General features: G+C 70.0%; 21 protein-coding genes. 10 read left to right on the top strand and 11 right to left on the bottom strand.

The annotated features are described in order from the left end of the window. Positions 1-217: 217 nt before the first annotated feature. Positions 218-895, bottom strand: a complete 678-nt coding sequence (locus tag AC1RN0_RS09905) for a bifunctional 4-hydroxy-2-oxoglutarate aldolase/2-dehydro-3-deoxy-phosphogluconate aldolase (protein ID WP_492787273.1) — start codon at positions 893-895, stop codon at positions 218-220. Positions 896-1,037: 142 nt separating this feature from the next. On the opposite strand from AC1RN0_RS09905, the gene AC1RN0_RS09900 reads away from it, so the two are divergent. Together AC1RN0_RS09900 and ligD are read left to right on the top strand one after the other, a co-directional pair. After that, the gene (locus AC1RN0_RS09900) at positions 1,038-1,511 is read left to right on the top strand and encodes a pyridoxamine 5'-phosphate oxidase family protein (RefSeq protein ID WP_492787272.1); all 474 of its coding nucleotides are present in this window, start codon (positions 1,038-1,040) and stop codon (positions 1,509-1,511) included. 105 nt (positions 1,512-1,616) lie between these two features. Then, positions 1,617-4,235 carry a DNA ligase D gene (gene ligD, locus AC1RN0_RS09895; RefSeq protein ID WP_492787271.1) on the top strand — a complete coding sequence of 873 codons (2,619 nt, stop codon included), beginning with the start codon at positions 1,617-1,619 and terminating at the stop codon, positions 4,233-4,235. Here ligD and ku read toward each other — a convergent pair. After that, complete coding sequence (gene ku, locus AC1RN0_RS09890) at positions 4,232-5,080, bottom strand: non-homologous end joining protein Ku (protein WP_492787270.1); 849 nt, start codon at positions 5,078-5,080, stop codon at positions 4,232-4,234. The two genes, ligD and ku, sit on opposite strands and share 4 nt — an antisense overlap. Here ku and AC1RN0_RS09885 point away from each other — a divergent pair. After that, the gene (locus AC1RN0_RS09885) at positions 5,079-5,366 is read left to right on the top strand and encodes a sulfurtransferase TusA family protein (protein ID WP_492787269.1); all 288 of its coding nucleotides are present in this window, start codon (positions 5,079-5,081) and stop codon (positions 5,364-5,366) included. The two genes, ku and AC1RN0_RS09885, sit on opposite strands and share 2 nt — an antisense overlap. Here AC1RN0_RS09885 and AC1RN0_RS09880 read toward each other — a convergent pair. From AC1RN0_RS09880 to AC1RN0_RS09870, 3 genes are all read right to left on the bottom strand, one after another. Further along, complete coding sequence (locus AC1RN0_RS09880) at positions 5,323-6,258, bottom strand: YihY/virulence factor BrkB family protein (protein WP_492787268.1); 936 nt, start codon at positions 6,256-6,258, stop codon at positions 5,323-5,325. The two genes, AC1RN0_RS09885 and AC1RN0_RS09880, sit on opposite strands and share 44 nt — an antisense overlap. A gap of 332 nt (positions 6,259-6,590) precedes the next feature. Then, positions 6,591-7,718 carry a CaiB/BaiF CoA transferase family protein gene (locus AC1RN0_RS09875; RefSeq protein ID WP_492787267.1) on the bottom strand — a complete coding sequence of 376 codons (1,128 nt, stop codon included), beginning with the start codon at positions 7,716-7,718 and terminating at the stop codon, positions 6,591-6,593. A gap of 58 nt (positions 7,719-7,776) precedes the next feature. Next, on the bottom strand, positions 7,777-8,544 hold the full coding sequence (locus tag AC1RN0_RS09870) for an SDR family NAD(P)-dependent oxidoreductase (protein ID WP_492787266.1): 768 nt from the start codon (positions 8,542-8,544) through the stop codon (positions 7,777-7,779). Positions 8,545-8,675: 131 nt separating this feature from the next. Here AC1RN0_RS09870 and AC1RN0_RS09865 point away from each other — a divergent pair, with 131 nt between their 5' ends. The 4 genes from AC1RN0_RS09865 to AC1RN0_RS09850 all read left to right on the top strand — a co-directional run bounded on the left by AC1RN0_RS09865 (position 8,676) and on the right by AC1RN0_RS09850 (position 11,694). Continuing rightward, entirely contained in the window at positions 8,676-10,001 is a 1,326-nt protein-coding gene (locus AC1RN0_RS09865) for a diguanylate cyclase domain-containing protein (protein WP_492787265.1), read from the top strand. 20 nt (positions 10,002-10,021) lie between these two features. Next, the gene (locus AC1RN0_RS09860; protein ID WP_492787264.1) at positions 10,022-10,654 is read left to right on the top strand and encodes a DsbA family oxidoreductase; all 633 of its coding nucleotides are present in this window, start codon (positions 10,022-10,024) and stop codon (positions 10,652-10,654) included. Continuing rightward, the gene (locus AC1RN0_RS09855) at positions 10,651-11,175 is read left to right on the top strand and encodes a CcdC protein domain-containing protein (RefSeq protein WP_492787263.1); all 525 of its coding nucleotides are present in this window, start codon (positions 10,651-10,653) and stop codon (positions 11,173-11,175) included. The genes AC1RN0_RS09860 and AC1RN0_RS09855 overlap by 4 nt, the downstream gene beginning before the upstream one ends. 102 nt (positions 11,176-11,277) lie before the next feature. Then, complete coding sequence (locus AC1RN0_RS09850) at positions 11,278-11,694, top strand: hypothetical protein (RefSeq protein ID WP_492787262.1); 417 nt, start codon at positions 11,278-11,280, stop codon at positions 11,692-11,694. On the opposite strand, the gene mfd is transcribed toward AC1RN0_RS09850, so the two are convergent. Together mfd and AC1RN0_RS09840 are read right to left on the bottom strand one after the other, a co-directional pair. Beyond that, the gene (gene mfd / locus AC1RN0_RS09845; protein ID WP_492787261.1) at positions 11,695-15,156 is read right to left on the bottom strand and encodes a transcription-repair coupling factor; all 3,462 of its coding nucleotides are present in this window, start codon (positions 15,154-15,156) and stop codon (positions 11,695-11,697) included. After that, positions 15,149-15,418: an FAD assembly factor SdhE gene (locus AC1RN0_RS09840; RefSeq protein WP_492787260.1), complete on the bottom strand. Its 270-nt coding sequence runs from the start codon at positions 15,416-15,418 to the stop codon at positions 15,149-15,151. Before AC1RN0_RS09840 ends, mfd begins: the two co-directional genes overlap by 8 nt. A 203-nt stretch (positions 15,419-15,621) precedes the next feature. Between AC1RN0_RS09840 and recG the strand changes: the two genes are divergently transcribed. From recG to AC1RN0_RS09825, 3 genes are all read left to right on the top strand, one after another. Then, positions 15,622-17,694 carry an ATP-dependent DNA helicase RecG gene (gene recG, locus AC1RN0_RS09835; protein WP_492787259.1) on the top strand — a complete coding sequence of 691 codons (2,073 nt, stop codon included), beginning with the start codon at positions 15,622-15,624 and terminating at the stop codon, positions 17,692-17,694. Positions 17,695-17,829: 135 nt separating this feature from the next. Next, positions 17,830-18,807 carry a phosphotransferase family protein gene (locus AC1RN0_RS09830; RefSeq protein WP_492787258.1) on the top strand — a complete coding sequence of 326 codons (978 nt, stop codon included), beginning with the start codon at positions 17,830-17,832 and terminating at the stop codon, positions 18,805-18,807. Further along, complete coding sequence (locus tag AC1RN0_RS09825) at positions 18,804-19,172, top strand: DUF6285 domain-containing protein (protein ID WP_492787257.1); 369 nt, start codon at positions 18,804-18,806, stop codon at positions 19,170-19,172. The genes AC1RN0_RS09830 and AC1RN0_RS09825 overlap by 4 nt, the downstream gene beginning before the upstream one ends. A gap of 11 nt (positions 19,173-19,183) precedes the next feature. On the opposite strand, the gene AC1RN0_RS09820 is transcribed toward AC1RN0_RS09825, so the two are convergent. The 4 genes from AC1RN0_RS09820 to rfaE2 are packed head-to-tail and all read right to left on the bottom strand — an operon-like array spanning position 19,184 to position 24,109. Continuing rightward, positions 19,184-20,428 (bottom strand): MFS transporter, encoded by a 1,245-nt coding sequence (locus AC1RN0_RS09820; protein ID WP_492787256.1) that lies wholly within the window; start codon positions 20,426-20,428, stop codon positions 19,184-19,186. After that, positions 20,425-21,597: a DUF3089 domain-containing protein gene (locus AC1RN0_RS09815; RefSeq protein ID WP_492787255.1), complete on the bottom strand. Its 1,173-nt coding sequence runs from the start codon at positions 21,595-21,597 to the stop codon at positions 20,425-20,427. Before AC1RN0_RS09815 ends, AC1RN0_RS09820 begins: the two co-directional genes overlap by 4 nt. A gap of 38 nt (positions 21,598-21,635) precedes the next feature. Continuing rightward, the gene (gene rfaD, locus AC1RN0_RS09810; protein ID WP_492787254.1) at positions 21,636-22,637 is read right to left on the bottom strand and encodes an ADP-glyceromanno-heptose 6-epimerase; all 1,002 of its coding nucleotides are present in this window, start codon (positions 22,635-22,637) and stop codon (positions 21,636-21,638) included. Between the two features lie 5 nt (positions 22,638-22,642). Then, entirely contained in the window at positions 22,643-24,109 is a 1,467-nt protein-coding gene (gene rfaE2, locus AC1RN0_RS09805) for a D-glycero-beta-D-manno-heptose 1-phosphate adenylyltransferase (RefSeq protein WP_492787253.1), read from the bottom strand. Between the last annotated feature and the right edge of the window lie 4 nt (positions 24,110-24,113).

Raw genomic sequence — 24,113 nt, 5'->3', positions numbered from 1 at the left:
TCAGCCGCCACCCGCCCGCCGGAGGCTTCTGCCGGCTAAGCGTTAAAACCGCTGCCCACCGGCGGCTGCCGGATAACGGACTTCGCGGCGTGTGACGGCCTGTCCCTCTGCAAAACCTGCCCAACAGACATCCGGGCAGACCGGAGCACGCCGCGCCCTCCCCCCTTCACCGGTTCAGCCGGTGAAGCGGCATCGCCGCGCGCATGAGAGCATAGGCTCAGGCCAGCTCGCTCCGGATCCTGGCGATCAGATCGACGGTCCGGCGCACGCGGGCCTCAATGCCGGCCCAGTCGCCCGCCGCGACAAGGTCGTTGCTGATCAGCTTGTTGCCCATGCCGGCGGCGACGATGCCCGCGCCGAACCACGCCCGTAGCGACGCCTCGTCGGGATCGACCCCGCCGGTGGGCATGATCTTGCTCCACGGCATCGGTCCGAGCACCGCCTTGACGAAGGCCGGGCCGCCGACGCTCTCGCCGGGGAAGACCTTGACGATCTCACTGCCCAGTTCCTGGGCATCGCTGATCTCCGTCGCGCTGCCGCAGCCGGGGCTGTAGGGGACCATGCGCCGGTTGCAGAGTTTCGCCACCTCGGCGTTGAGGATCGGCCCGACGACGAATTTGGCCCCGTTGGCGATGTAGAGGCCGGCGGTCGGCGCGTCGACGATGCTGCCCACGCCCATGATCACCCGCGGGTCGGCCCCGGCGAAATGTCGTGTCACCTCCAGGAAGGTGTGGGCCGCGAAGTCGCCGCGGTTGGTGAACTCGATGCAGCGCGCGCCGCCGTTGGCGCAGGCCTGGATGACGTTGACGCAGGTCTCGGCGTCCGGGTGATAGAAGACGGGGATGACCCCCTGGTCGATCATCGCGGTCAGAACGGCCATGCGATCCCTGATCATGGGTCTGTCTCCCTCAATACACACACGCAAGCCTTACGCCGCCTGCCGGAAAAAAGAAGGGCGCAGGCGGCGACGGGCGTGATCTGGCTCAAGTCGCCCCGACGGGCCCCGGCGCATTATGGGCCGCCCGAGGAGGTGACCCATGGAAGACCTGAAAGCCCGACTGATCGCCGAGCTCGACAAACGCCGGGTTCTGTCTCTCGCGACCCTGCGCCCCGACGGATGGCCCCAGGCCACCATCGTCGGCTACGTCAACGACGGCGCGGCGATCTACTTCATGATCTCGCGGGAAGGCCAGAAGTTCGCCAACCTGAAGGCCGACCCGCGCGTCTCGATCTGCATCGGCGAGGACGTCGCCGACCCCATGACCATCGGCGGCGCCTCGATGGCCGCGACGGTCGAAGAGGTGACGGACGCCGATGAACAGGCGCGCGCCATGGGCCTCATGTTCAAGCGCTATCCCGAGTACGAAGCGATGATGAAGGACGTCGACACCAGCGGCATGGGGTTCATGCGCGCCACGCCGTTCATCGCGTCGGTGCTGACCTACGAGAAGGGCTTTGGCCACACGGATCTGGTCACGCTCGGCGACGCGCCCGTTCTCGCGAAGACATGAGCCGCCCTGCCGGTCCCGAGCGGCCCGTGCAGATCAATTTGCCCGATCGGCTGGAACCCTGGACTGTCGCCACGACTTCAATCGGCGAACGCCGGAGATCGAAACGTGGCCCTCGACAGACTCGAGACCTATCGCGCCAAGCGTGACTTCGGCGTCACCGCCGAGCCGAGCGGCGATGTCGCCGTGGCCGCCGCGCAGCGTCGCCGGTTCGTGATCCAGAAGCACGCCGCGACCCGCCTGCACTACGACCTGCGCCTCGAACATGAAGGCGTGTTCCTGTCCTGGGCCGTGACGCGCGGCCCGTCGCTCGATCCGGCCGACAAGCGGCTGGCCGTGGAGGTCGAACCCCATCCGCTCGACTATGGCGACTTCGAGGGCACGATCCCCGAAGGCCAGTACGGCGGCGGCACGGTGATGCTGTGGGACCGCGGCTACTGGGCGCCGGAGCCCGGATTCGATGTCGAGAAGGGCCTGAAGAAGGGCGAGTTGAAGGTCGTGTTCGCCGGCGAACGGATGCAGGGCGGTTATGTGCTGGTGCGGATCCGCAATGACCGGACCGGCGGCAAGCGCTCCAACTGGCTGCTGATCAAGCACCGCGACGACTTCGCCCGGGAAGGCGACAAGGACCGCTTCCTCAAGGACACGGCCTTTTCGGTCGCCTCGGGCCGGACGATGGACGACATCGCCGCCGGCAAGGGCAAGGGGCCGACGCCGTTCATCACCGGCAAGAAGCGCAAGGCCGACGCCGTGTGGAACAGTCGCCCCTCGCCCGAGGCCAGCGCCGAGAAGGCCGCCGTCATTCATGACGCGCCGAAGGCCCGCAAGCGCCCGAAACCGCCCGCGAAGACGGCGAAGGCCACGACGGCCTTCATCGAGCCCCAGCTCTGCAAGCTGGTCGACCGGCCGCCGCAGGGCGCGGGCTGGGTGCATGAGATCAAGTTCGACGGCTATCGCATGCAGCTGCGCGTCGCGGACGGAAAGGCGACCCTTCGCACCCGCAAGGGCCTCGACTGGACCGCGAAATTCCCCGAGATCGCCGGCGACGCCGCCCGCCTGCCGGATGGCGTCATCGATGGCGAGATCGTCGCCCTCGACGTCGACGGGTCGCCCGACTTCGCCGGCCTGCAGGCGGCCCTGTCGGACGGCCAGACGAAGGATCTGGTGTTCTTCGCCTTCGACCTGATGACGGAGGGCGAGCAGGACCTGCGCGCCCTGCCCCTGTCGGAGCGCAAGGCGCGGCTGCAGGCCCTGCTCAAGCCGCTGAAGACTGGCCGCCTGCGCTATGTCGAGCACTTCGCCTCCGGCGGCGATGCGGTGCTGAGCTCGGCCTGCCGCATGTCGCTCGAAGGCATCGTCTCCAAGCGGATCGACGCGCCCTACCGCTCCGGCCGCGGCGAAACCTGGATCAAGTCGAAGTGCCGCGCCGGCCACGAGGTGGTCATCGGCGGCTGGACGACCACCGGCGGCGCGTTCCGGTCACTGATCGCCGGCGTCATGCGCGACGGCAAACTGGTGCATGTCGGGCGGATCGGCACGGGATTCGGCCGCGACAAGGTCAGCCGCCTGCTGCCGAAGCTGAAGGCGCTGGAAACCGATCGCTCGCCGTTCGAGAGCCGCCTGCCGCGCGGCCAGGGCGAGACCCACTGGGTGAAGCCGGAACTCGTCGCCGAGATCGAGTACGCTGGCTTCACCGGCGACGGCGCCATCCGCCAGGCGGCGTTCAAGGGCCTGCGCGCGGACAAGCCGGCCGCCGAGGTCGAGGCCGAGACCCCTGCCCCCGCCGCGAACACCGCCCTCGCCGTCCCGACGCCGCGCAAGGCCCAGGGCAATGTCGTCATGGGCGTGACCATCTCCAGTCCCGACAAGCCGCTGTGGCCCGATGCGGACGACGGCCGGCCGGTGACCAAGCTGGATCTCGCCCGCTACTACGAGACGATCGGCGACTGGATGCTGCCGCATCTGGCGGGCCGCCCCTGCTCGATCATCCGCACGCCCGACGGCATCAACGGCGACCAGCGCTTCTTCCAGCGCCATGCCGGCAAGGGCTCCTCCGCCCTGCTCGACGAGGTGGCCCTGGCCGGTGACCACAAGCCCTATCTGCGCATAGAACGGAAGGAGGCGCTGGCGGCGCTGGCGCAGATCGGCGCGACGGAACTGCATCCGTCCAACTGCCGTCCCGGCGAGCCGGAAGTCCCCGGCCGGCTGGTGTTCGACCTCGACCCCGACGAGGGCCTCGACTTCAACGACGTGATCGCCGCCGCGAAGGAAGTCCGCGAACGGCTGGAGGCGGTCGGTCTGGTCGCCTTCTGCAAGACGACCGGCGGCAAGGGCCTGCATGTGGTCACGCCCCTGTCGGGCGCGAAGAAGGATCGCACCGACTGGCCGACCGCCAAGGCGTTCGCCAAAGCGCTGTGCGACCAGATAGCCGCCGACAGCCCCGAGCGCTACGTCGTCAACATGGCCAAGAAGCTGCGCAAGGGTCGGATCTTCCTCGACTATCTGCGCAACGACCGGCTGAGCACGGCGGTCGCGCCGCTCTCGCCCCGCGCCCGCCCGGGCGCGACCGTCTCGATGCCACTGACCTGGACGCAGGTGCGCACGGGGCTCGATCCGAAGCGGTTCACGATCCGCACAGCCCCGGCGCTTGTGGCGAAGATGACCGCCTGGAGCGACTACGCGGAGTCGGAGCGCTCGCTGACAGCCGCCATCCGAAAGCTCGGCTAGGAGGCCTTGCGCTTCGGCGCGGCCTTCGCCTTGGGCTTCGCGGCCGCCTTCTTCGCCGGCGCCGAGCCGCCGCTCTTGCCGAGACTGCGACGCAGGGCGTCCATCAGGTCGACCACATTGGTGTCGGCCGGCTCGGCGGCGACCACCTTGCGGCCCTTGCCCTTCTGCTTCTCGGCGATCAGCGCGCGCAGGGCGTCCTCGTACCGGTCGTTGAACTGCGAGGGGTCGAAGGCTCCCTCCTGCTGGGCGATGATCTTCTCGGCGATGGCGATCATGCCCGCGTCCGCCTTGTGCGCCGGGATTTCGCCGAAGATGTCGTCGGCGTCGCGCACCTCGTCCTTGCTGCGCAGGCTCCAGGCCACCAGGCCGCGGTCCTGCGGCTCGATGGCGATCAGCCGCTCGCGCTGGTGCATGACCAGCCGGCCCAGCGCGATCTTGTCCGTCTTGCGCATGGCCTCGCGGATCACCGTGTAGGCCTCGACCGCCAGCTTGCCGTCCGGGGCGAGGAAGTACGGGCTGTCCCAGTAGAGCCGGTCGATGGCGTCCCGGTCGACGAACCGCTCGATGTCGATGGTCCGCGTGCTTTCCAGCCGCACCGAGTCGATCTCTTCGGGCGTGACGACGATGTAGTGGCCCTTCTCGTACTCGAAGCCCTTGACCAGATCGGACCGCTCGACCGCGCCCAGCTCCGGGTCGGTCGGGATCATCCGGATGCGGTTGTGGGTGTCCTTGTGCAGCAGGTTGAAATACACATCGCCCGCGGGGCTGGTGGCGGTGTAGAGAGCCACGGGACAGGTCACCAGCGACAGGCGCAGGTGACCCTGCCAGGTTGGACGTGACGCCATGACGGCCTCCGAAGGACAAGGACCTCCGCTCAACGCGGCGCCGGGCGAGCCGGTTGCCGGGGAGATTCTCGTCAATGCGCTGGGACACCACTGTCCGGTGCCGACGCTGCGGCTGCGGCGGGCCCTGGAACAGGCCGGCCCTGGCGCGGTGGCGCGCCTGCTGGCCGACGACCCGATGGCGCGCATCGACGTGCCGCACTTCGCGGCCCAGGCGGGCTTTCAGCTGATCGAGAGCGGACCGCTCAGTCCCGCGGGGCTTTTTTTCGTCGTTTCAAGACCGGCTTGATCTTCCGGGTGTGCAGGGCGATTTCCATCTCGGTCGCCAGCGCCCCGCCGAAGAACAGTGCGTTCACGTTCCAGCTCAGCCAGATCAGGAACACCACCACGGTGCCGACCGAGCCGTAGGTCGCGCCCAGGTGCGCCACCTGCTCGACATAGATGGCGCAGAGCCAGGACGCGATCAGCGCCAGCACCGCCGAGGCCACGCCGCCGGCGATCGACGCGCGCCAGGCGACCGGTTCGCGCGACATGGCGAAGCGGTAGATCAGGCTCATGGCCAGCAGCATGCAGACGCTGGTCCAGGTCCATTCGCTGTACAGCCAGCTGAGGCCCGCGAGCGGCTTGAGGTTCCAGGCTACGGCCATGACCCGCAGGCCGAGGAACAGCACCGACACCAGGCCGACGAGCACCAGCGAGGCGATCAGCACCAGCAGGGCCATGACGTTGAAGCTGACGAAACCGCGCTGGTTCTCCTCGTCGTGGATGAACGACAACCCCGCCAGCAGGGCCTTGTAACCCCGGTGGGAGGCGTAGCCGCCGATGAACAGGGCGATGACGCTCTGGGTCGAGACGGCCACGTGCGGGGCGTGCGCCAGCCGCTGCAGCTCATCCTGGAACAGCACGCGGGCGTCGGCCGGCAGCATGCGGGCCAGCGACTCGGCCTGGTTGGCCACCTGCTCGGGCGTCACCAGCATGCCGTACAGCCCGACCGCGATGACCAGCAGCGGGAACACCGCCAGCATGATCCAGAAGGACACGCCGCCGACATACAGCATCACGTCGCGGCCCCAGAGGCGGGTCAGCGCCTTGCCGATCACGTCGACGGTCGCCCGCGCCCAGTGGACGGGGTCGAGGTCGAGGGTGCTGGGAAGCCCCGACGGGCGGGGTGTACGCGTCATGGGCGGAACCTGCCCGCGACGGCGCCGGAGCGCAACGTCAAAGGCGCGCCGCGGGTGTTCGGGCCGCGACGCGCCTGACAGGAAGACCTTGCCTTCGTCCTGTGTAGTCAACCGCCGCTTCGAGGGACGGGAGAATTCAACGGCTGTCTACGAGGATGAAGATGGAATCGGCCGGCTGAACCGTGGCTGAACGACGGTATCAGCTATTGTTGAGGGTTGGAGAGGCCATTGCGTCCTTCGACACGGCCCTCCGGGCCTGCTCAGGATGACGTGCAAATATGTACGTCATGGTGAGCAGCACCCGCAGGGTGCGTGTCGAACCACGCAAGCTGCTACAGCGCGCCCTTGGCCTTCAGCGACTCGATCTCTGCGGCCGAGAAGCCCCACTGGGACAGGGCCTCGTCGTTGTGCGCGCCGATCTTCGGCGGCGGGCCCTGGATGGCGCCCGGCGTGGCCGAGAAGCGCGGCGCGGGCGCCGGCTGGACCACGCCCTCGATCGTCACGAACGTCTCGCGGGCGACGTTGTGGGGGTGCTTGGGAGCTTCCTCGAGATCCAGCACCGGCGCGAAGCAGATGTCGGTGGCGTCCATGATCTCGCACCATTCGGCCTGGGTCTTCTTCGCCAGCACGGCGGCCAGCTTGGCCTTCAGTTCGGGCCACTCGTCGCGGCTCATCTGGTTTGCGAACTGCGGGTCGGTAATGCCCGTCTTTTCAAGCAGAAGCACATAGAATTGCGGCTCGATCGAGCCGATCGAGATCCACTTGCCGTCGGCGCACTGGTAGGTGTCGTAGAAGTGCGCCCCGCCGTCGAGCAGGTTGCTGCGGCGCTCGTCCTTCCACATGCCGGCGCCCTTGAAGCCGTAGAACATGGCCATCAGCGAGGCCGCGCCGTCGCTCATGGCGCAGTCGATGACCTGGCCCTTGCCGGTCTCGCGGGCGCTGATGATGCCGGCCATCAGACCAAAGGCCAGGTAGAGGGCCCCGCCCCCGAAGTCGCCGACGAGGTTGAGCGGCGGCACGGGCTTGTCGCTGGTGCCGATGGCGTGCAGCGCGCCGGTGATGGCGATGTAGTTCATGTCGTGGCCGGCGGCCTTGGCGTAGGGCCCGAACTGGCCCCAGCCGGTCATGCGGCCGAACACCAGCTTGGGATTGCGCTTGAGCACGACGTCGGGGCCGAGCCCCAGGCGTTCCATTACGCCCGGCCGGAAGCCCTCGATCAGGCCGTCGGCGCTTTCCAGCAGCTTGAGCACCGCCTCGATGGCGTCCGGCGACTTCAGGTCCAGCGCCACCGAACGGCGGCCGCGGCTCGTGACGTCGGCGGGCGAGGCCCGCCCGGCGCCCTTGCGGTCGACCCGCACGACATCGGCGCCCAGGTCCGACAGCAGCATGCCGCAGAACGGCCCCGGCCCGATGCCGGCGAACTCGACGATCTTCAGACCCGAAAGCGGACCCTTGCCCATGGTGTTTCTCCCGTTTGGGAGAGGACTAGAGGCGGTGACGTTCGGTCAGGCAAGCGGCCTACAGCGTCTGCCCGTCGTCGAGACTGATCAGCGTGCCGGTGATGAAGTGCGCCCGCCGGCCGGCCAGCATCAGCAGGGCCTCGTCCAGAACGTCCTCATCCATCAGCCGGCGACGCGGGAAGCCCTTGATCTGCTTCTGGCCGCCCTCGGTCTGGAACCAGTCGGAATTGATCTCGGTCTCGATGTAGCCCGGGCAGATGGCGTTGACCGCGATGCGCGGCCGGGCCCACTCGCGCGCCAGGCCCTTGGTCAGCGAGGCGCAGGCGGCCTTCGAGGCGCAGTAGACGCTCAGGCCCGGCAGCTGGTTGAAGGCGGCGATCGAGGCGATGTTGATGATCCGCGCGTCGCCGGCCTCGGCCACGCCGCTGGCGATCATCCGCTTCGCCGCCTCCACCGCGCCGAAATAGACGCCGCGGACATTGACCGCGAAGGTCTGGTCGAAGGTCTCGACGCTCATGTCCATGGCCATGCCGTCGCCGCCGACGCCGGCGTTGTTGACCAGGATAGAGATCGGTCCCAGCGCGGCCTCGACGGCGTCGAACGCCGGACCGATCGCGGCGACGTCCTGAACGTCGAGCGGAATCGCCACGGCCTTGCCGCCCTTCGCGGTGATCGCGGCGACCTCGGCGGCCAGCCGGTCGGTGCGCCGGGCCATCAGGGCCACGGCCGCGCCGGCGTCCGACAGCACGTGGGCGAAGCGCCGTCCGAGCCCGCTGGACGCCCCGGTGACGACCGCGACGCGTCCGGCCAGTGGTTTATCGCTCATCTTCGCTCTCCTGCGGCGCTGTATCCCTATGCCGGTCCCTCGCCTCTGCTATGGTGCAGCGTTGCGAATCCTGACGCGCAGCGGATAGCCGGCGGGGGCCCGGCGGCGTCAAGGGCGGGAGTTCAGTCGGCTTGTCAATTCAGGCCCGCATTTTGATCGTGGCGCGGGACGACGCGCTGGCAGGACCGTTGGCCGAGGGGCTCGACCGTCTGGGCTGGCGCACGATCACGGCCCGGGGCCCGTACGCGGCCATCGCGGCGCTCGGCGACCTGGCCATCGAGGCGGCGATTGTCGACGTCGCCAGCGGCGGCCACGAAGCCCTGTCCCTGGCCCGGCGGCTGAAGGCCGCCTGCGCGCCGCGTCGCCTGCCGGTCATCGCCATCGGCGATCCCGATCCGCAGCTGGACGGCTACGCCTTCGACCTGACGCTCGCGCCGCCGCTGCATCCGGCCCAGGCCGTGCTCCGGCTGGAGTCGCTGGTGCGCATGGCCGTGGCCGAGGAAGAGTTCGAGCTGCGGCTGGAGACCTTCGCCGAGCGCGGCCGCCGCCTCGACCTGCCCGAGCCCAAGGCCGACCCCTATCGCATCCTGGCGGTCGGCGAGCCGGCGCCGCAGTTCCTCGCCCTGAGCAACGCCCTCACGCGCAGCGGTGCCGACGTGGTCGGCGCCTTCACGGCCTTCACGGCCTTCGACTACCTGCACGAGCGTGACTTCGACTCCGTCGTGCTCTGGGCCGGCGACAACAGCTCCGAGGCGCTGAGCATCGCCGCCGGCATGCGGCGGAACACGCGCCTCTATCATATCCCCGCCCTGCTCTATCTGCGCGGCGAGAGCTACGTCACGACGTCGGAGGCCTTCCACCGCGGCGTGTCCGACGTGGCCTCGCCCGAGACGCCGGAAACCGAAACCGCCAAGCGGGTCATCGAGCTGGCGCGCAGCTATCGTCGCGCGGTCTCCATCCGCAAGGCGCTGGAGCGCGCGCGCAGCAGCGGCCTGATGGATGCGGCGACGGGCCTGTTCACGCGCGACCTGTTCGCCGGCCATCTGGTGCGGCTGGCCCACGCCTCGCGCGTCCGTAACCGGCCGATGAGCGTCTGCGTGCTGCGGCTGGCCGACCGGCCTGAGACCTCGGCCGCCCGCGCCGGCGGCTATCTCGACCGCGCCATCCCGCAGATCGGCTCGATGATCGGCCGGCTCGTTCGCGTCGAGGACACGGCCGCCCGGCTCGGTCCGGAGGTGTTCGCCCTCGCCCTGCCCGCCACGCCCCAGGCCGCGGCCCGCGCGGCGGCCGAGCGGATCACCGCCGTCATCGCCTGCACCGCCTTCGAGGCCGGTGAAGGCCGGACGCCGTTCACCGTCGACTTCGACATCGGCATCGCCCAGATCGAGCCAGGCGAGAACGCCGCCCGGGCGCTGGAGCGGGCCGCCAGCCGCGCCCTGCAGCGCGAAGCCAGCTAGCCTCAACGGGAGATCCCGCCATGCAGATCGACTTCATCGCCGACGTCGTCTGTCCCTGGTGCTATCTCGGCTGGCGACGGCTGGAGAAGGCGCTGGCCATGCGGCCGGACCTGCAGGCCACGGTGACCTGGCGGCCGTACCAGCTCGATCCGACGCTTCCCGAGGAAGGTGTCGACCGCAGGAACTACATGGCGGCCAAGTTCCCGAACGTCGAACGCCGCGCCGAGGTCGGCAAGGTGCTGGACCAGGCCGCCGCCGAGGACGGCATCAGCTGGAACCTGGCCGACATCCCGGTCTCGCCCAACACCAACGCCGCCCATCGCCTGATCCGCTGGGCCCAGGGCGAGGGCCTGCAGGGCCCTGTGCTCGAGGGCGTGCTGGCCGCCTACTTCACCGAGCTGCGCGACATCGGCGATCCGGTGGTGCTGGCCGACATCGGCGAGAAGGCCGGCATGGACCGGCTGCGCCTGCTGCAGGCCTTCTCCGAAGGCGTCGACAAGGACACCGTCGCCCGCGAGCACTTCCAGGCCCACCAGGCCGGCGTCTCGGGCGTCCCGTTCATGATCTTCGACGGCAAGATCGCCGTTTCCGGCGCCGAGCCCCCGGAGCGTCTGGTCAAGGCCATCGACAAGGCCCGGGAGCTCGCCGCGTGATCGACTTCAAGGACCCCAATGTCGTCGGCCCGCTGGTCGGCGTTCTGGTGCTGCTGGCGGTCATGGGGCTTCGCCTCGCCCGGGCCAACACGGCCCGGCCGCTGAAGCTGGAATACCTGTGGATCATGCCCGCGGTTCTGCTTCTCATGGCCGCCCTGCTCGTCTGGCAGATGCCGCCCACCGGACTCGAGTGGCTCTGGCTGGCCCTGGCGGCCGGGCTCGGCGGCGCGATCGGCTGGCAACGCGGTCGCATGATGGCCATCACGGTCGATCCGGAGACGCACACCCTCAGCCAGACCCAGTCCCGCGCGGCGGTGGTCTTCCTGCTGGCGATCGTGGCGGTGCGCTTCGGCCTGCGCGAAGTGCTGACCGAAGAGGCCTCGGCGCTGCACCTGTCGCTGGCCTTCGTCACCGACGTGTTCGTGGTCTTCGCCGTCGGCCTGCTGGGCGTGACCCGGCTGGAGATGTTCATCCGCGCCCGCCGGCTACTGACCGCGGCGCGGGCGGCCAGGGCCGGCTGACCGCACAACGTCCCGGCGAGCCCTCTTGCGGGGTCGCCCCGATCGGGCATGATCACGGCTTGCCCGCGGGGAGCGGGTCAGTTCGGGGTCCGGGGGACTTACATGATTATGGTTTGGTCTGGCTGGGGGATTCAGGTCCCCCTCTACGTCGTGCTCGCCTTCTTCCTGGCGACCCTGGGTCTTACGCCGCTGCATCTCGCGGCCGGCCTAGAGACGGCGGCCTCGATCGGCCTGGCCGGCGCCCTGGCCGGCGGCGCGATCTATCTGACGGCCTTGAAGCTGGAATCACGGCCCGGCCGAGACTTCATCGACGCCCAGACCAACCAGCGTTTCACCGTCAAGCCGAGCGCGGGCTCGTTCTTCTTCATCCCCACGCGGTACTGGGCCTTCATCGTGCCGCTGCTCGGGTTCCTGTTCGCGGGCTTCGGCATGATGAACCCCTCGAAGGCGGCCGCGGCGCCGACGGCGATCACGGAACCCGCCTCGGCGCCGGCGAGCGCGCCGGCCACCGCGACCTAGTCAGCCGGCCTTCGCCAGCTTCGCCAGCGTGGTCAGGATCCGCTCGGCGGCGTCGAGCCGCTGGGCGGGGGTGTCCCACTCGCCCTTGATGACGATCTTCTGGTCGGGCCGCAGCTTCCACACGATCTGGTTGGCCTGGATGAACTTCACCAGGGCCAGCGGGTTGGCGAACTGGTCATCGCGGAAGCTGGCCACGGCGCCCTTCGGCCCCACGTCGATCTTGGCCACGTTGGCCTCGCGGCACAGGCCCTTGATGGCCACGACCTTGAGCAGGCTGCTGGCCTCGGGCGGAATCGGACCGAACCGGTCAATCAGTTCGGCGGCCAGGGCCTCGCGGTCCTGCGCCTGCTCGGCTTCGGACAGGCGGCGGTAGAGCGCCAGCCGCACGTTGAGGTCGGGCACATAGGCTTCGGGGATCATCACGGCCGCGCCGGTGTTGATCAGCGGCGACCAGCCGCGGTCGGCCAGCGCCTCGGCGCCCTGCTTCTGGCGCAGCTCGGCGACCGCGTCCTCGAGCATCTGCTGGTACAGCTCGACGCCGATTTCCTTGATGTGGCCGCTCTGCTCGTCGCCCAGCAGATTGCCGCCGCCGCGGATGTCGAGGTCGTGGCTGGCCAGCTGGAAGCCGGCGCCCAGGCTGTCGAGCGACTGCAGCACCTTCAACCGCTTCTCGGCCGACAGGGTCAGCTGCTTCTCGACCGGGGTGGTGAAGTAGGCATAGGCGCGCGCCTTGGCCCGGCCGACCCGACCGCGTAGCTGGTACAGCTGGGCCAGGCCGAACATGTCGGCGCGATGGATGATCAGGGTGTTGGCGGTCGGGATGTCCAGGCCGCTCTCGACGATCGTCGTCGACAGCAACACGTCGTACTGCCCGTCATAGAAGGCGCTCATCACCTCCTCGAGCTGGGTCGGGCTCATCTGGCCGTGGCCGACGACGAACTTCACCTCAGGCACCTGCTCGCGCAGGAACCGCTCGATGTCGGTCAGGTCCTTGATCCGCGGCACCACGAAATAGGCCTGGCCGCCGCGATACTTCTCGCGCAGCAGCGCCTCGCGCAGGGTCACCGGATCCCAGGGCGTGATGTAGGTGCGCACCGCCAGCCGGTCGACCGGCGGCGTGGCGATGATGCTCATCTCGCGGATGCCGCTGAGCGCCATCTGCAGGGTGCGCGGGATCGGCGTGGCCGTCAGGGTCAGCATGTGCACGTCGGCGCGAAGCTCCTTGAGCTTCTCCTTGTGCTTGACCCCGAAGTGCTGCTCCTCGTCGACGATCACCAGGCCGAGGTCCTTGAAGCTGACCTGCTGGCTGAGCACCGCATGGGTGCCGACGACGATCTCGATCTCACCGGCGGCGAGGCCGGCGCGGGTCTCGGCGACCTCCTTGGCCGGCACGAGCCGCGACAGCCGGCTGACCTTGATCGGCCAGCCCTGCAGCCGCTCGCTGAACGTCTTGAAGTGCTGCCGCGCCAGCAGGGTGGTCGGGCAGACCACGGCCACCTGCTTGCCGCTCATGGCCATGACGAAGGCCGCGCGCAGGGCCACCTCGGTCTTTCCGAACCCGACGTCGCCGCAGATCAGCCGATCCATCGGCTTGCCGCTGGTCAGGTCGGTCAGCACGTCGCCGATGGCGTTCAGCTGGTCGTCCGTCTCCTCGTAGGGGAAGCGGGCGCAGAATTCGTCGAACAGGCCGGACGGCGGATCGATCTCCTCAACCGCCTTCAGCTGACGGGCGGCGGCGATCTGGATCAGGCCCTCGGCCATGACCCGCAGCCGTTCCTTGGCCTTGGCCTTGCGGCTCTGCCAGCCCGCCCCGCCCAGCTTGTCGAGCTGGATGTTCTCGCCGTCGGCCCCATAGCGGGTCAGCAGGTCGATGTTCTCGACCGGCAGGTAGAGCTTGGACTCCCCGGCGTAGTGCAGCTCGAGGCAGTCGTGCGGCGCGCCCTGGACATCGAGGGTCTTGAGGCCCGCGTAGCGGCCGATGCCGTGGTCGATGTGCACGACGAGGTCGCCCTGGGTCAGGGCCGTGGCCTCGGCGAGGAAGTTGGCGGCGCGGCGCTTGCGGCGCGGCCGGGCCAGCCGGTCGCCGAGGATGTCGGTCTCGGAGATGACCGCCAGGCTGTCGGTCTCGAAGCCTGACTCCAGCGGCAGCACCACGCGTTGCGGCGTCTTGGGATCGGCCGCCTTGGCCGCCTGCCAGTAGGGCGCGAACGGAATGCGCTTGAGGCCGTGGTCAGCCAGCATCGTGCCGAGGCGCTCGGACGAGCCCTCCGACCAGCTGGCGAACAGCACCCGCTTGCCCTCCGCGCTGGCCTTGCGGGCGTGGTCGGCCGTCGCCTCGAACAGGTTGACGCTGTCCTGCGCCCGCTCGGCGGCGAAGGTCCGGCCGAGCTTGGCGCCCATGTCGACCGCGCCGATGGCGTCGCTCTGGAACGGCGAGAACCAGCGGTTGGGCCGCTCGGCGATCCGCGAGGCCAGTTCATCGGCCGTCAGATAGAGGGCCTCCGGCTCCAGCGGACGATAGGCGGACTTGCGGTCGGCGCTGGCCCGCGCGTCGTAGGCGTCGGCGATCATCGCCATCCGCTCGGCCTCGGACTCGCCGACCAGATGGTCCATGGCCACCAGCGTGTCCCTGGGCAGGTAGTCGAACAGCGTCTCCAGCTTCGCGTAGTAGAGCGGCAGCCAGTGCTCCATGCCCGCGCGGCGGCCGCCGGCGCTGATCGTGTCGTACAGGGCGTCGTCGCCCGGCGCGCCAAACCGCGAGACATAGCCCTTGCGGAACCGCGCGATCGCGTCGGCGTCGAGCAGCACCTCACTGACCGGCAGCAGGTCGATGGACTTCAGCTGCTTGGTCGAGCGCTGGGTCTCGGGATCGAAGGCGCGGATCGACTCCAGCGTGTCGCCGAACAGGTCGAGCCGAACGGGCTCCTCGCCGCCCGGCGGGAAGACGTCGATGACCCCGCCGCGGATGGCGTACTCGCCGCGTTCGGACACCGTCGAGGCCCGGCTGTAGCCGTTGACCGCGAAATAGCGTTCCAGGTCGGCGATCGCCACCTCCTGGCCGGGCCGGGCGCTGTAGCCGGCGCGGGAGACGTCCTCGCGCGACGGCATCCGCTGCAGCACGGCCGGGGCGGCGGTCACCAGAAGAGTCGCCTTGCCGCCCTCCTCGCCCTTCACCAGCCGGGCCAGGGTCGACATGCGCTGGGCGGCGATACCCGCCGACGGACCGGTCCGGTCGTACGGCAGGCAGTCCCAGGACGGCAGCTGCAGGATGGGGATCTCGGGCGCGAAGAAGCGCATCGCGTCGATGAAGGCGCTGGCCCGGGCGCTGTCGCGGGCGACGAACACCGTCAGGCCGCCGCGGGCGCGGGCGATGTCGGCCATCACCAGGGCGTCGAACCCCTCCGGCGCGCCAGTCAGGTCCAGACGGCCGTCAGCCCTCGCGACCTGTTTCAGGTCAGCCACCCGCGGGCCTCCCGGACGGGTCGAAGGCCTGCAGCAGGGCGAAGATCTCGGGATCGATGTGGTCGGCCACCGGCGACTTGCCGAGGTACCAGTCGTAGATGTCCTGGTCGGCCTCTTCCATCAGCGCCTCGAAGGCGTCGAGCTGGGCGGGCGTCATGGTCGGGACATGCCGGTCCGCGAACGGCCCCAGAATGAGGTCCGCTTCCCGGAAGCCACGGCGCCAGGCCCGCAGCCTGATCTTCTTGAGGCGGTGCTCGTCCATGCGAAGCCGGCGGATATAGAGCGGGTTGGGGCGCGGCGCCAGTGTGCGTGGTTCGAGACGCTCGGCTGAGGCCTCGCTCCTCACCATGACGAACAAAAGGGCGCATCGCCCCTGTCCGTCATCCTGAGGAGCGATCCGTCAGGATCCCCCGGATCAGGTCCGGGGCTCGAAGGACGCACCAACTCCGCGCTACACTCCCCCCGATGCGCCCCGAGATTCTGTTCCCCCTGTTCGCTCCGGTCAGCACGCTGAAAGGCGTGGGGCCGAAGGTCGAGCCGCTGGTGGAACGGGTCGCCGGGCCGCTGGTGCGCGATGTGCTGTTCCTTGGGCCGGCGTCGCTGATCCACCGCACGCCGACGACGGTCGACAGCGTGGTCGACGGCCAGGTGCACACCCTGATCGTCGACGTCGAGACGCACCAGAAGCCGCCCCGGATGGATATCCCCTACAAGATCCGCTGCTTCGACGGCACGGCCTTCCTGACGCTGATCTGGTTCAAGGGCCACGGCGACCATCTGCTGCGCCAGCACCCGGTCGGCGCAAGGCGCGCGGTCTCCGGGAGGATCGAGCGCTGGGGCAACGAGATCCAGATGGCCCATCCGGACTACATCCTGCCGGTCGAGCGGGCCGCCGAGATCCCCGAGACCGAGGCCGTCTATCCCGCCACCGCCGGCCTGCCGGCCCGCACGGTGCGCAAGCTGGCGCTCGAGGCCCTGTCACGCGCGCCCGAGCTGCCCGAATGGCAGGACGGCGCCTGGGTCGCCCGCGAGGGCTTCATCGGCTGGCGCGCGGCGCTGGAGCGGTTTCACAACCCGCAGACCGACGCCGACCTGTCGCCGCTGGCGCCGCACCGCCGGCGGCTGGCCTATGACGAGCTGCTGGCTCACCAGCTGGCGCTGGCCCAGCGCAAGGCGGCGCGGCGCGCCCAGCCCGCGCCGGTGATTCCGGCCGGGCCGCTCGCCGACCGCATCGAGGCCGCCCTGCCGTGGAAGCTGACCGGCGCCCAGATCCGCGCCCTGTCGGAGGTGCGCGGCGACCTGCAGTCGGGCGAGCGGATGAGCCGGCTGCTGCACGGCGACGTCGGCGCCGGCAAGACCATCGTCGCCATGCTGGCCATGGCCGACGCGGCGGCGTCCAGGCTGCAGTCGGTGCTGATGGCCCCGACCGAAATCCTCGCCCGCCAGCATTTCGAGACCATCGCCGCGCCGCTGGAGGCCCAGGGCCTGCGGGTCGTGCTGCTGACCGGCCGCGACAAGGGCGGCGTGCGGACCGAAAAGCTCATGGCCCTGCTGGACGGCACGGCCGACGTCGCCGTCGGCACCCACGCCCTGTTCCAGGACGACGTCCGCTATCGCGCGCTCGGCCTGACCGTGATCGACGAGCAGCACCGCTTCGGCGTCAGCGAGCGCAAGCGGCTGCAGGACAAGGGCGAGAGCGTCCATCTGCTGGCCATGTCGGCGACGCCGATCCCGCGGACGCTGGAGCTGACCGTGTTCGGCGACCTCGACGTCAGCCGCATCGACGAGAAGCCGCCCGGCCGCACGCCGGTGGCCACCCGCGCCGTCCCCTCCCCGCGCATGGGCGAGATCATCGCCCGCCTGCAGGAGGCCGTCCGCGGCGGAGCCCAGGCCTTCTGGATCTGTCCGATGGTCAGCGAGAGCGAGTTCGCCGACCTCGCCGCCGCCGAGATCCGCGCCCGCGAGCTGCAGAAGGTCATGGGCGCCCAGGTCGGGCTGGTGCACGGCCAGATGCCGGCCGCCGAGAAGGACGCGGTGATGGCCGAGTTCGCCGAGGGCCGGCTGCCGGTGCTGGTCGCGACCACGGTCGTCGAGGTCGGGGTCAATGTGCCCAACGCCACCATCATGGTCATCGAACAGGCCGAGCGATTCGGTCTGGCCCAACTGCACCAGCTGCGCGGTCGGGTCGGCCGGGGCCGCCGCGAGAGCGCCTGCGTGCTGCTCTACGATCCGCCGCTGTCCGACACCGCCCAGCAGCGGCTCGATATCCTGCGCCGCACCGACGACGGCTTCCTGATCGCCGAGAAGGACCTTGAGCTGCGCGGCGGCGGCGACCCGCTGGGCCTGAAGCAGAGCGGCTTCCCGGCCTATCGCCTCGCCGACCCGGTGGCGCACCGGACGATGATCGCCACGGCCGCCGACGACGCCCGGCTGATCCTGAACCGCGACCCCGAGCTGACCTCCGAACGGGGCCAGGCGGTGCGCCTGCTGCAGGAACTGTTCGACTGGCGCGCTGGCGGTTTGACTGACGCCGGGTGAAGGCGTGCGTGGTCCGGGACGCGAGGCTTGCGCCTCGCGCCTCACCGTGACGAACTCCGTGCAACCCACCGACGACGTCATCCTGGGGAGCCCGCGCCAGCGGGCGTCTCGAAGGACGCAAGACCGGACGTGCCAGTGACCGACCTGAACCAGGCCCTTAACGACATCGCCCCGCAGCTGGGCGGAACCGCCATCTCCGGCCTGCGTCGCCTGTCCGGCGGCGCCAGCCAGGAAACCTGGGCCTTCAGCCTCGACACGGGCCGGCCGCTGATCCTGCGCCGCAAGCCGCCCGGGACCTCCGGCGTGACCGGGACGCAGACGCCGCTGGCGACCGAGGCCGCCCTGATCCGCGCCGCGGCGAAACAGGGTGCGCCGGTGCCCGAGGTGCTGGCCATCTGCGAGCCCGACAGCGCCATCGGCGAGGCCTATGTGATGGGCTCGGTCGCCGGCGAGACGCTGGGCAAACGCATCGCCCGCGACGACAACTTCGCCGCCATCCGGCCGAAGCTGGCCTTCCAGTGCGGCGAGGCCCTGGCCAGGATTCACGCCATCCCGCTCGACGACAGCCTGCCGCCGCTCAACCGGTCGAGCGCGCTGGACGAACTGGAGAAGTACGAGACGGTCTACCGCAATCTCGGCGCCCGGCGGCCGATCCTCGAGGCGGCGTTCCGCTATCTGAAGGACCGCGCCCCGCCGCTGGACCGGCCGGTCATGCTGCACGGCGACTTTCGCAACGGGAACATCATGTTCAGCCCGGACACGGGGCTCGCCGCCGTGCTTGACTGGGAGCTGGTCCACATCGGCGATCCGGCCGAGGACATGGGCTGGCTGTGCACGGCCTCCTGGCGGTTCGGCGGGGCCAAGCCGGTCGGCGGCTTCGGCGACTACGCCGACCTCCTGGCCGGTTACGAGGCGGCCGGCGGAACCCCGATCGCGCTGGAGCGGGTGCTCTACTGGCAGATGCTCGGCTCGCTGAAGTGGGGCGTGATGTGCGAGGGCATGTACGCCTCGTTCGCCAACGGAACCGACCCCTCGGTGGAGCGGGCGATGATCGGCCGCCGCACGTCGGAATGCGAGATCGACCTGATGGCCCTGCTGGAGCGCGCCGCATGATCACTCACCCCACCGCGCCCGAACTGATCGACTCGGTGATCCGGTTCATCGAGGAGCGCGCCGCGCCGCAACTCAAGGACCGCGACGCCTTCCTCTGCCGCGTCGCCGTCAACGCCCTGGCCGCCGTGAAGCGGGAAATCCAGCAGGGCCCGGCCGCCGAGGACGCCGCCCGGGAGCGCCTGCGCGCCCTGATCGGCCGCGACGAGGACTTCGAGACCCTCAACGCCGCCCTGTGCGACGGCATCGCGGACGGCTCGATCGACCCGCTCGATCCGGCGGTGCTGGCCCATATGAAGGCCAGCATCATCGATCAGGTCCGCATCGACCAGCCGCAGTACGCGGGGCTGAAGACGCTCACCGCCTGATCGGCTGCACGTCAGGGCAGATCCCGAAGCCGCCGCAGCGGCGAAAGCAGCGGAATCAGCTCCGCCAGCAGCAGGCCCGCGCAGGCTGCGGCGAGGGTTTCCCGCACGCCGAGCGTCGAACCCAGGACGCCGCAGAGGCCCGCCCCGATGATCCAGCCCGCGCCCCGCGCGACCTGGAAGATCGCACCCGCGCGGCCGAGCGCGTCCGGCGCGATCAACCTCTGCTGCAGGGTCGTCGTCGGGATCATCGCCGCCACCCCGAAGGCGTCGCCGATCAGCTGCGAGGCCATCAGGAACAGCATGCCCGCCAGCGGATCGGCCGGGGCCAGCGGGATCAACAGGAAGGACGCCGCCGCGATGGCTCCGCACCCGATGATCGCGGGGCCGACGCCGAGAACGCGCGTGAACCACGGGGCGATGACCGCCCCCAGCAGCGCGCCGACGCCGCCGACGGCGATGGTCACGCCGAGCGCCGTCGGGCTCAGGTGAAGCGTCCTGAGCGCGAACAGCGCGTAGAGGCTGCCGAACGCGGCGAAGAACATCATCTGTAGGGTGAACAGGAACAGCAGCGGTCGCACGCGCGGTTCGGCCATCACCGTCCGCCAGCCGAAGACCAGGTCGGCGGCCCAGTGCTGGCGTTCGGCCGGCGACTCGCTGACCGTCTCCCGGGCCTTCACCCCGCCCAGGATCACGGCCGAGACGAGATAGGTCACGGCGTCGACGGCGATGGCGAACGGCGCCGTCAGCCATTGAAACAGCAGACCGGCCAGCGCCGGACCGCCGATCTCTGCTGTCGACTGGGTGACGCTGAGCTTGGTGTTGCCTTCCATCAGATCGTCAGCCCCGACCAGGACCGGCAGGAAGGCGCGGTCGGCCAAGTCGAACAGCACGGTCGCCGCGCCGACCAGCGCCGCCACGACATAGAGCTGCTCCACGGTCAGCACATGCAGCCAGGCCGCCGCGGGCACGGTCATCAGCACGACGAAGCGGAACAGGTCGCTTCCGATGAGGATCGTGCGCCGGCTGGCCCGATCGACGAAGCCGCCCATCAGCAGTCCGACGATCATGCCCGGGCCGAGGGACAGGGCCGCCAGAATGCCCAGCTGCGCCGGCGTGGCCTGCAGCGTCATCACCGCCGCCATCGGCAGGCCTTCCCGGGTAATCCGCGCGCCGGCCGCCGAGATGCTCTGGGCCGTCCAGAGCTTCATGAAGTCGGAGTGACGCCAGAGGCGGCCGGAGAACAGCGTCCCGCTCAACGGTCGATCCGGTGGACCGGCGAGGTCCTGACAGGGACTGACCGGGTGATCGGCGGCGCCGGGTGGCCGTACATCTGCCGGCCCATCAGGGCCGACACCCGCGCCTGCGCGTCGGCTTCCAGATCACCGTAGAACAGGTTGAACGGCGCCACCTTCAGCCGGTCGGCCCAACTCCGGGCGGGCCGGAAGGCCGTCGACTTCGGCTTCGACACGTCGAGGAACCCCTCGACGCAACGTGTGCGCACCTCGCGCTTGAGGAACGGCGGCTGCACGCCCCAGCCCATCCCGGTGGCGTTCGCCGCGCCGAGACTGTCCTTTTCTCCGGCCGGATCGTTGCTCTGGGCGCCGGTCAGCGGATTGACGCACAGGGCCGCCCGGTCGCCCAGGTCCACCAGAGCGCCGTCGGCGTCCCAGACCAGCGCGCGTTGCCGCGTCTGCCTGCGGTCGCCATCGCGCGGGGTGGCCCAGGCGACCACGCAGCCTGCCTGGTTGCGGCGCTGACAAGCGGGAACGGGAGCGTCGGCGCCGTAGCTGGCCGCGGGCGCGACCGTCTCGATCAGATAGACCGCGGCTAGACGCGCGCGGAGCGCCGGATCGGGCGCGATCTCCTCGCGCAGCAGCCGTTCGGCCAGCAGACCGCCCTGCTCCACCCCAACGACGACCAGCGGCCGGCCGCTGTCCTGACGGGCGAGATAGGCGCGGAAGGCGGCGCGCACATCGGTGTAGGCGAAGACCCGCGCGGCCCGGGCGTCCTCGCGCAGGGTCAGCTGCGAATAGAGGCTGGCCTGGCGATAGCGCGGCGCGATGATCCTCCCGACCCGCGCGAACGGCCCGGCGTAGTTGGGCAGCATGACCCGGTCGAGCAGCCGTGACGCCTCCTGGTCGCGGAACGGCGCGTTCCAGTGGGCGCCGCCGTTGAAGGTCGTGGGATGGATGAAGAACACATCGGCCGGCAGGGTCGCCGGCGGATGCGCCTCGATCGGCAGGACCCAGGCCCGCGCCTCGGCGTAGTTGGGCGCCCGCGGCGGGGTGTAGGCCTGGAACGGGACCTTGGGGTCGAGCGCCGTGCGCAGGATGTCGACGCGGAAGGCGAACGCCGCCACGGCCAGCAGCACGGCCAGGACAGCCACCCCCAGCGCAATCCAGCGTTTGAAACCCTTCACGGCCATGGCGCCAGCGTTACACGAGGGACCGGGCGGCGAGAACCCTAGCGGTAGGGATCAGCGGTGTTCAGATAGCCGCCGACGTAGTCGGCGATGCCGTCTTCCAGCGGCGTCATCTGGCCCGGGTAACCGGCCGCGCGCAGACGGTCCATCTTCGCTTCGGTGAAGTACTGGTACTTGTCGCGGATCGAGGTCGGCATGGGGATGTAGTCGATCTGCGGCTCGCGACCGGCGGCCCGGAACACGTTCTCGGCCATGTCGCGGAACGAGCGGGCCTTGCCCGAACCCAGGTTGTAGATGCCGTTGACCTGTTCGTTCTGGCTCAGCCACTGCACCACGTCGGCGACGTCGCGCACATAGACGAAGTCGCGCAGCTGGCCGCCGTCCCCATAGGCGGGGTTGTGCGACTTGAAGAGCTGCACCGACCGGCCGTCCTTCACATGCGGCCAGATCTGCGAGGCGACCGACTTCATGGACGCCTTGTGCTCCTCGTTGGGGCCATAGACGTTGAAGAACTTCAGGCCGACCCACTGCGGCGGCGCGTAGTCGCGGGCGGCCTGGCGAGCGGCGAACAGGTCGAACAGCGCCTTGGACCAGCCGTAGGTGTTCAGCGGCCGCAGCGCCTTCAGGCTGTCGATGTCGTCGCGGTCGTCGAAGCCCTGGGCCCCGTCGCCGTAGGTCGCCGCCGAGGAGGCGTAGATCAGCCGCCGCTGGCGGTCGGCGCACCATCGGAACAGGTCGCGCGACAGGCCGAAATTCTGGTGGATGATCTTGTCGGCGTCGGGCTCGGTGGTCGAGCTGATCGCGCCCATGTGGATGACCAGCGCCACGTCCTGCCAGCGCTTCTCCAGCCACTCCATCATGTTCTCGGGGGCCACGAAGTCGCCGATCGGATGCTTGGCCAGGTTCCGCCACTTGCCGAGGTCGGCTTCGTGCAGCCAGTCGCACGCCACCAGGTCCAGCGAGGGGTCCTCGGCCAGCCTGGCGATGATGTTGGAGCCGATGAAGCCGGCCCCGCCGGTGACGAAAACAATGCGGCGGCTCATGGTGCTCAGGCTTTCTCGATCATGCGGGCGATGGCGGCGGTGGTGGAATAGCCCTCGACGATGGCGGCCAGCTTGACCTCCCCGCCCCAGGACGCGACCAGGTCGTGCCCGACCACCCCTTCGACGGTGTAGTCGGCGCCCTTGATCAGGACGTCGGGCCGGGCGGCCTTGATCAGCTCGACCGGCGTGTCCTCGTCGAACGGCGCGACGAGGTCGACCGAGCCGAGGCCGGCCAGGACCAGCGCGCGCGATTCCAGGTCGTTGACCGGCCGGCCGTCGCCCTTCAGGGCGCGCACCGAGCGGTCGCTGTTGACGCCCACGATCAGCCGGTCGCACCAGGCGCGGGCCTGGGCCAGATAGGCGACGTGACCCTTGTGCAGGATGTCGAAGCAGCCGTTGGTGAAGCCGACCTTCAGGCCCTGGGCGCGCCAGGCGGCGGCCTTCTCGGCCATCTGGGCCGGCAGCACCACCTTGGCCTCGGCCGGCGCCATGTGGGCGGCGATCTCGGCCTCGATCAGGTCCTGCGGCGTGGCCACCGCGGTGCCGGCCTTGCCGACAACGACGCCGGACGCCAGCAGGGCGAAGGTCACCGCGTCTTCCGGATTCGCCCTGGCGGCCAGCGCCAGGCCCAGGGCCGCCAGCGCCGTGTCGCCCGCGCCCGAGACGTCGAACACCTCGCGCGGCCGGCCGGGGAAATGGCGCACCGCCTGCCCGCGCACGGCGAGACTCATGCCCTTGGCGGCGCGCGTGACCAGCACGGCCTTCGCCCGCGACAGGTCCAGCGCCCGCTCCAGGGCCGCCTCGACCTGCGCGTTGGTCTCGGTCGGCATGTCGGTGGCGGCGGCCAGTTCGGAGGCGTTCGGCTTGACGATGTCGGCCGCGCCGTAGCGGGCGAAGCTGCGGGCCTTGGAATCCACGATCAGGATGGCGCCCGACGCCTTCGCGGCCGCGAGGCAGGCCTCGATCACCGCCGGCGTCACCGCGCCCTTGCCGTAGTCGGACAGCAGGATGGCCCCCGCCTCGCCGGCGGCGTGGCGGACGGCGGTCACGAGACGGGCCTCGACGTCCTTGCCGGCCGGCCGGGCGTCCTCGGAGTCGACGCGGAGCAGCTGCTGGCCGGCGGCGACATAACGGGTCTTCACGGTGGTCGGCCGGCCGCGGTCGGCGACCAGATGTCCCTCCATGCCCGCCTCGGCGCCGATCAGGCCGAGCGCCTCGTTGGCGGCGGCGTCATCGCCGATCACGCCGGTCAGGGCCGCCAGTCCGCCCAGCGCCGCGACGTTGCGGGCCACATTGCCGGCGCCGCCCAGCATGGTCGTTTCGCGACCACGGGCCAGCACGGGCACGGGCGCCTCGGGCGAGGTGCGGTTGACCTCGCCATAGACGAACCGGTCGATCATCACGTCGCCGACGCAGGCGACGCGCACGCCGGAAACGGCGGTCAGCAGTGACTGTAGGGAAGCCAGATCCATAACG

The sequence above is a fragment of the Caulobacter sp. GW821-FHT12F03 genome, from assembly GCF_058806855.1.
Note: the sequence above shows the minus strand (reverse complement) of the source record. Positions and strands in the feature narration are given on the sequence as shown.

Excerpts from the sequence above, each read along its gene's own strand:
- AC1RN0_RS09840 (WP_492787260.1), bottom strand. The coding sequence starts at position 15,418 with ATGGACGAGCACCGCCTCAAGAAGATCAGGCTGCGGGCCTGGCGCCGT.
- AC1RN0_RS09815 (WP_492787255.1), bottom strand. The coding sequence starts at position 21,597 with ATGGCCGTGAAGGGTTTCAAACGCTGGATTGCGCTGGGGGTGGCTGTC.
- AC1RN0_RS09875 (WP_492787267.1), bottom strand. The coding sequence starts at position 7,718 with ATGGGCAAGGGTCCGCTTTCGGGTCTGAAGATCGTCGAGTTCGCCGGC.
- AC1RN0_RS09880 (WP_492787268.1), bottom strand. The coding sequence starts at position 6,258 with ATGACGCGTACACCCCGCCCGTCGGGGCTTCCCAGCACCCTCGACCTC.
- AC1RN0_RS09885 (WP_492787269.1), top strand. The coding sequence starts at position 5,079 with ATGACGGCCTCCGAAGGACAAGGACCTCCGCTCAACGCGGCGCCGGGC.
- AC1RN0_RS09900 (WP_492787272.1), top strand. The coding sequence starts at position 1,038 with ATGGAAGACCTGAAAGCCCGACTGATCGCCGAGCTCGACAAACGCCGG.
- AC1RN0_RS09825 (WP_492787257.1), top strand. The coding sequence starts at position 18,804 with ATGATCACTCACCCCACCGCGCCCGAACTGATCGACTCGGTGATCCGG.
- recG (WP_492787259.1), top strand. The coding sequence starts at position 15,622 with ATGCGCCCCGAGATTCTGTTCCCCCTGTTCGCTCCGGTCAGCACGCTG.
- AC1RN0_RS09850 (WP_492787262.1), top strand. The coding sequence starts at position 11,278 with ATGATTATGGTTTGGTCTGGCTGGGGGATTCAGGTCCCCCTCTACGTC.
- AC1RN0_RS09870 (WP_492787266.1), bottom strand. The coding sequence starts at position 8,544 with ATGAGCGATAAACCACTGGCCGGACGCGTCGCGGTCGTCACCGGGGCG.
- ku (WP_492787270.1), bottom strand. The coding sequence starts at position 5,080 with ATGGCGTCACGTCCAACCTGGCAGGGTCACCTGCGCCTGTCGCTGGTG.
- rfaE2 (WP_492787253.1), bottom strand. The coding sequence starts at position 24,109 with ATGGATCTGGCTTCCCTACAGTCACTGCTGACCGCCGTTTCCGGCGTG.
- rfaD (WP_492787254.1), bottom strand. The coding sequence starts at position 22,637 with ATGAGCCGCCGCATTGTTTTCGTCACCGGCGGGGCCGGCTTCATCGGC.
- AC1RN0_RS09905 (WP_492787273.1), bottom strand. The coding sequence starts at position 895 with ATGATCAGGGATCGCATGGCCGTTCTGACCGCGATGATCGACCAGGGG.
- AC1RN0_RS09860 (WP_492787264.1), top strand. The coding sequence starts at position 10,022 with ATGCAGATCGACTTCATCGCCGACGTCGTCTGTCCCTGGTGCTATCTC.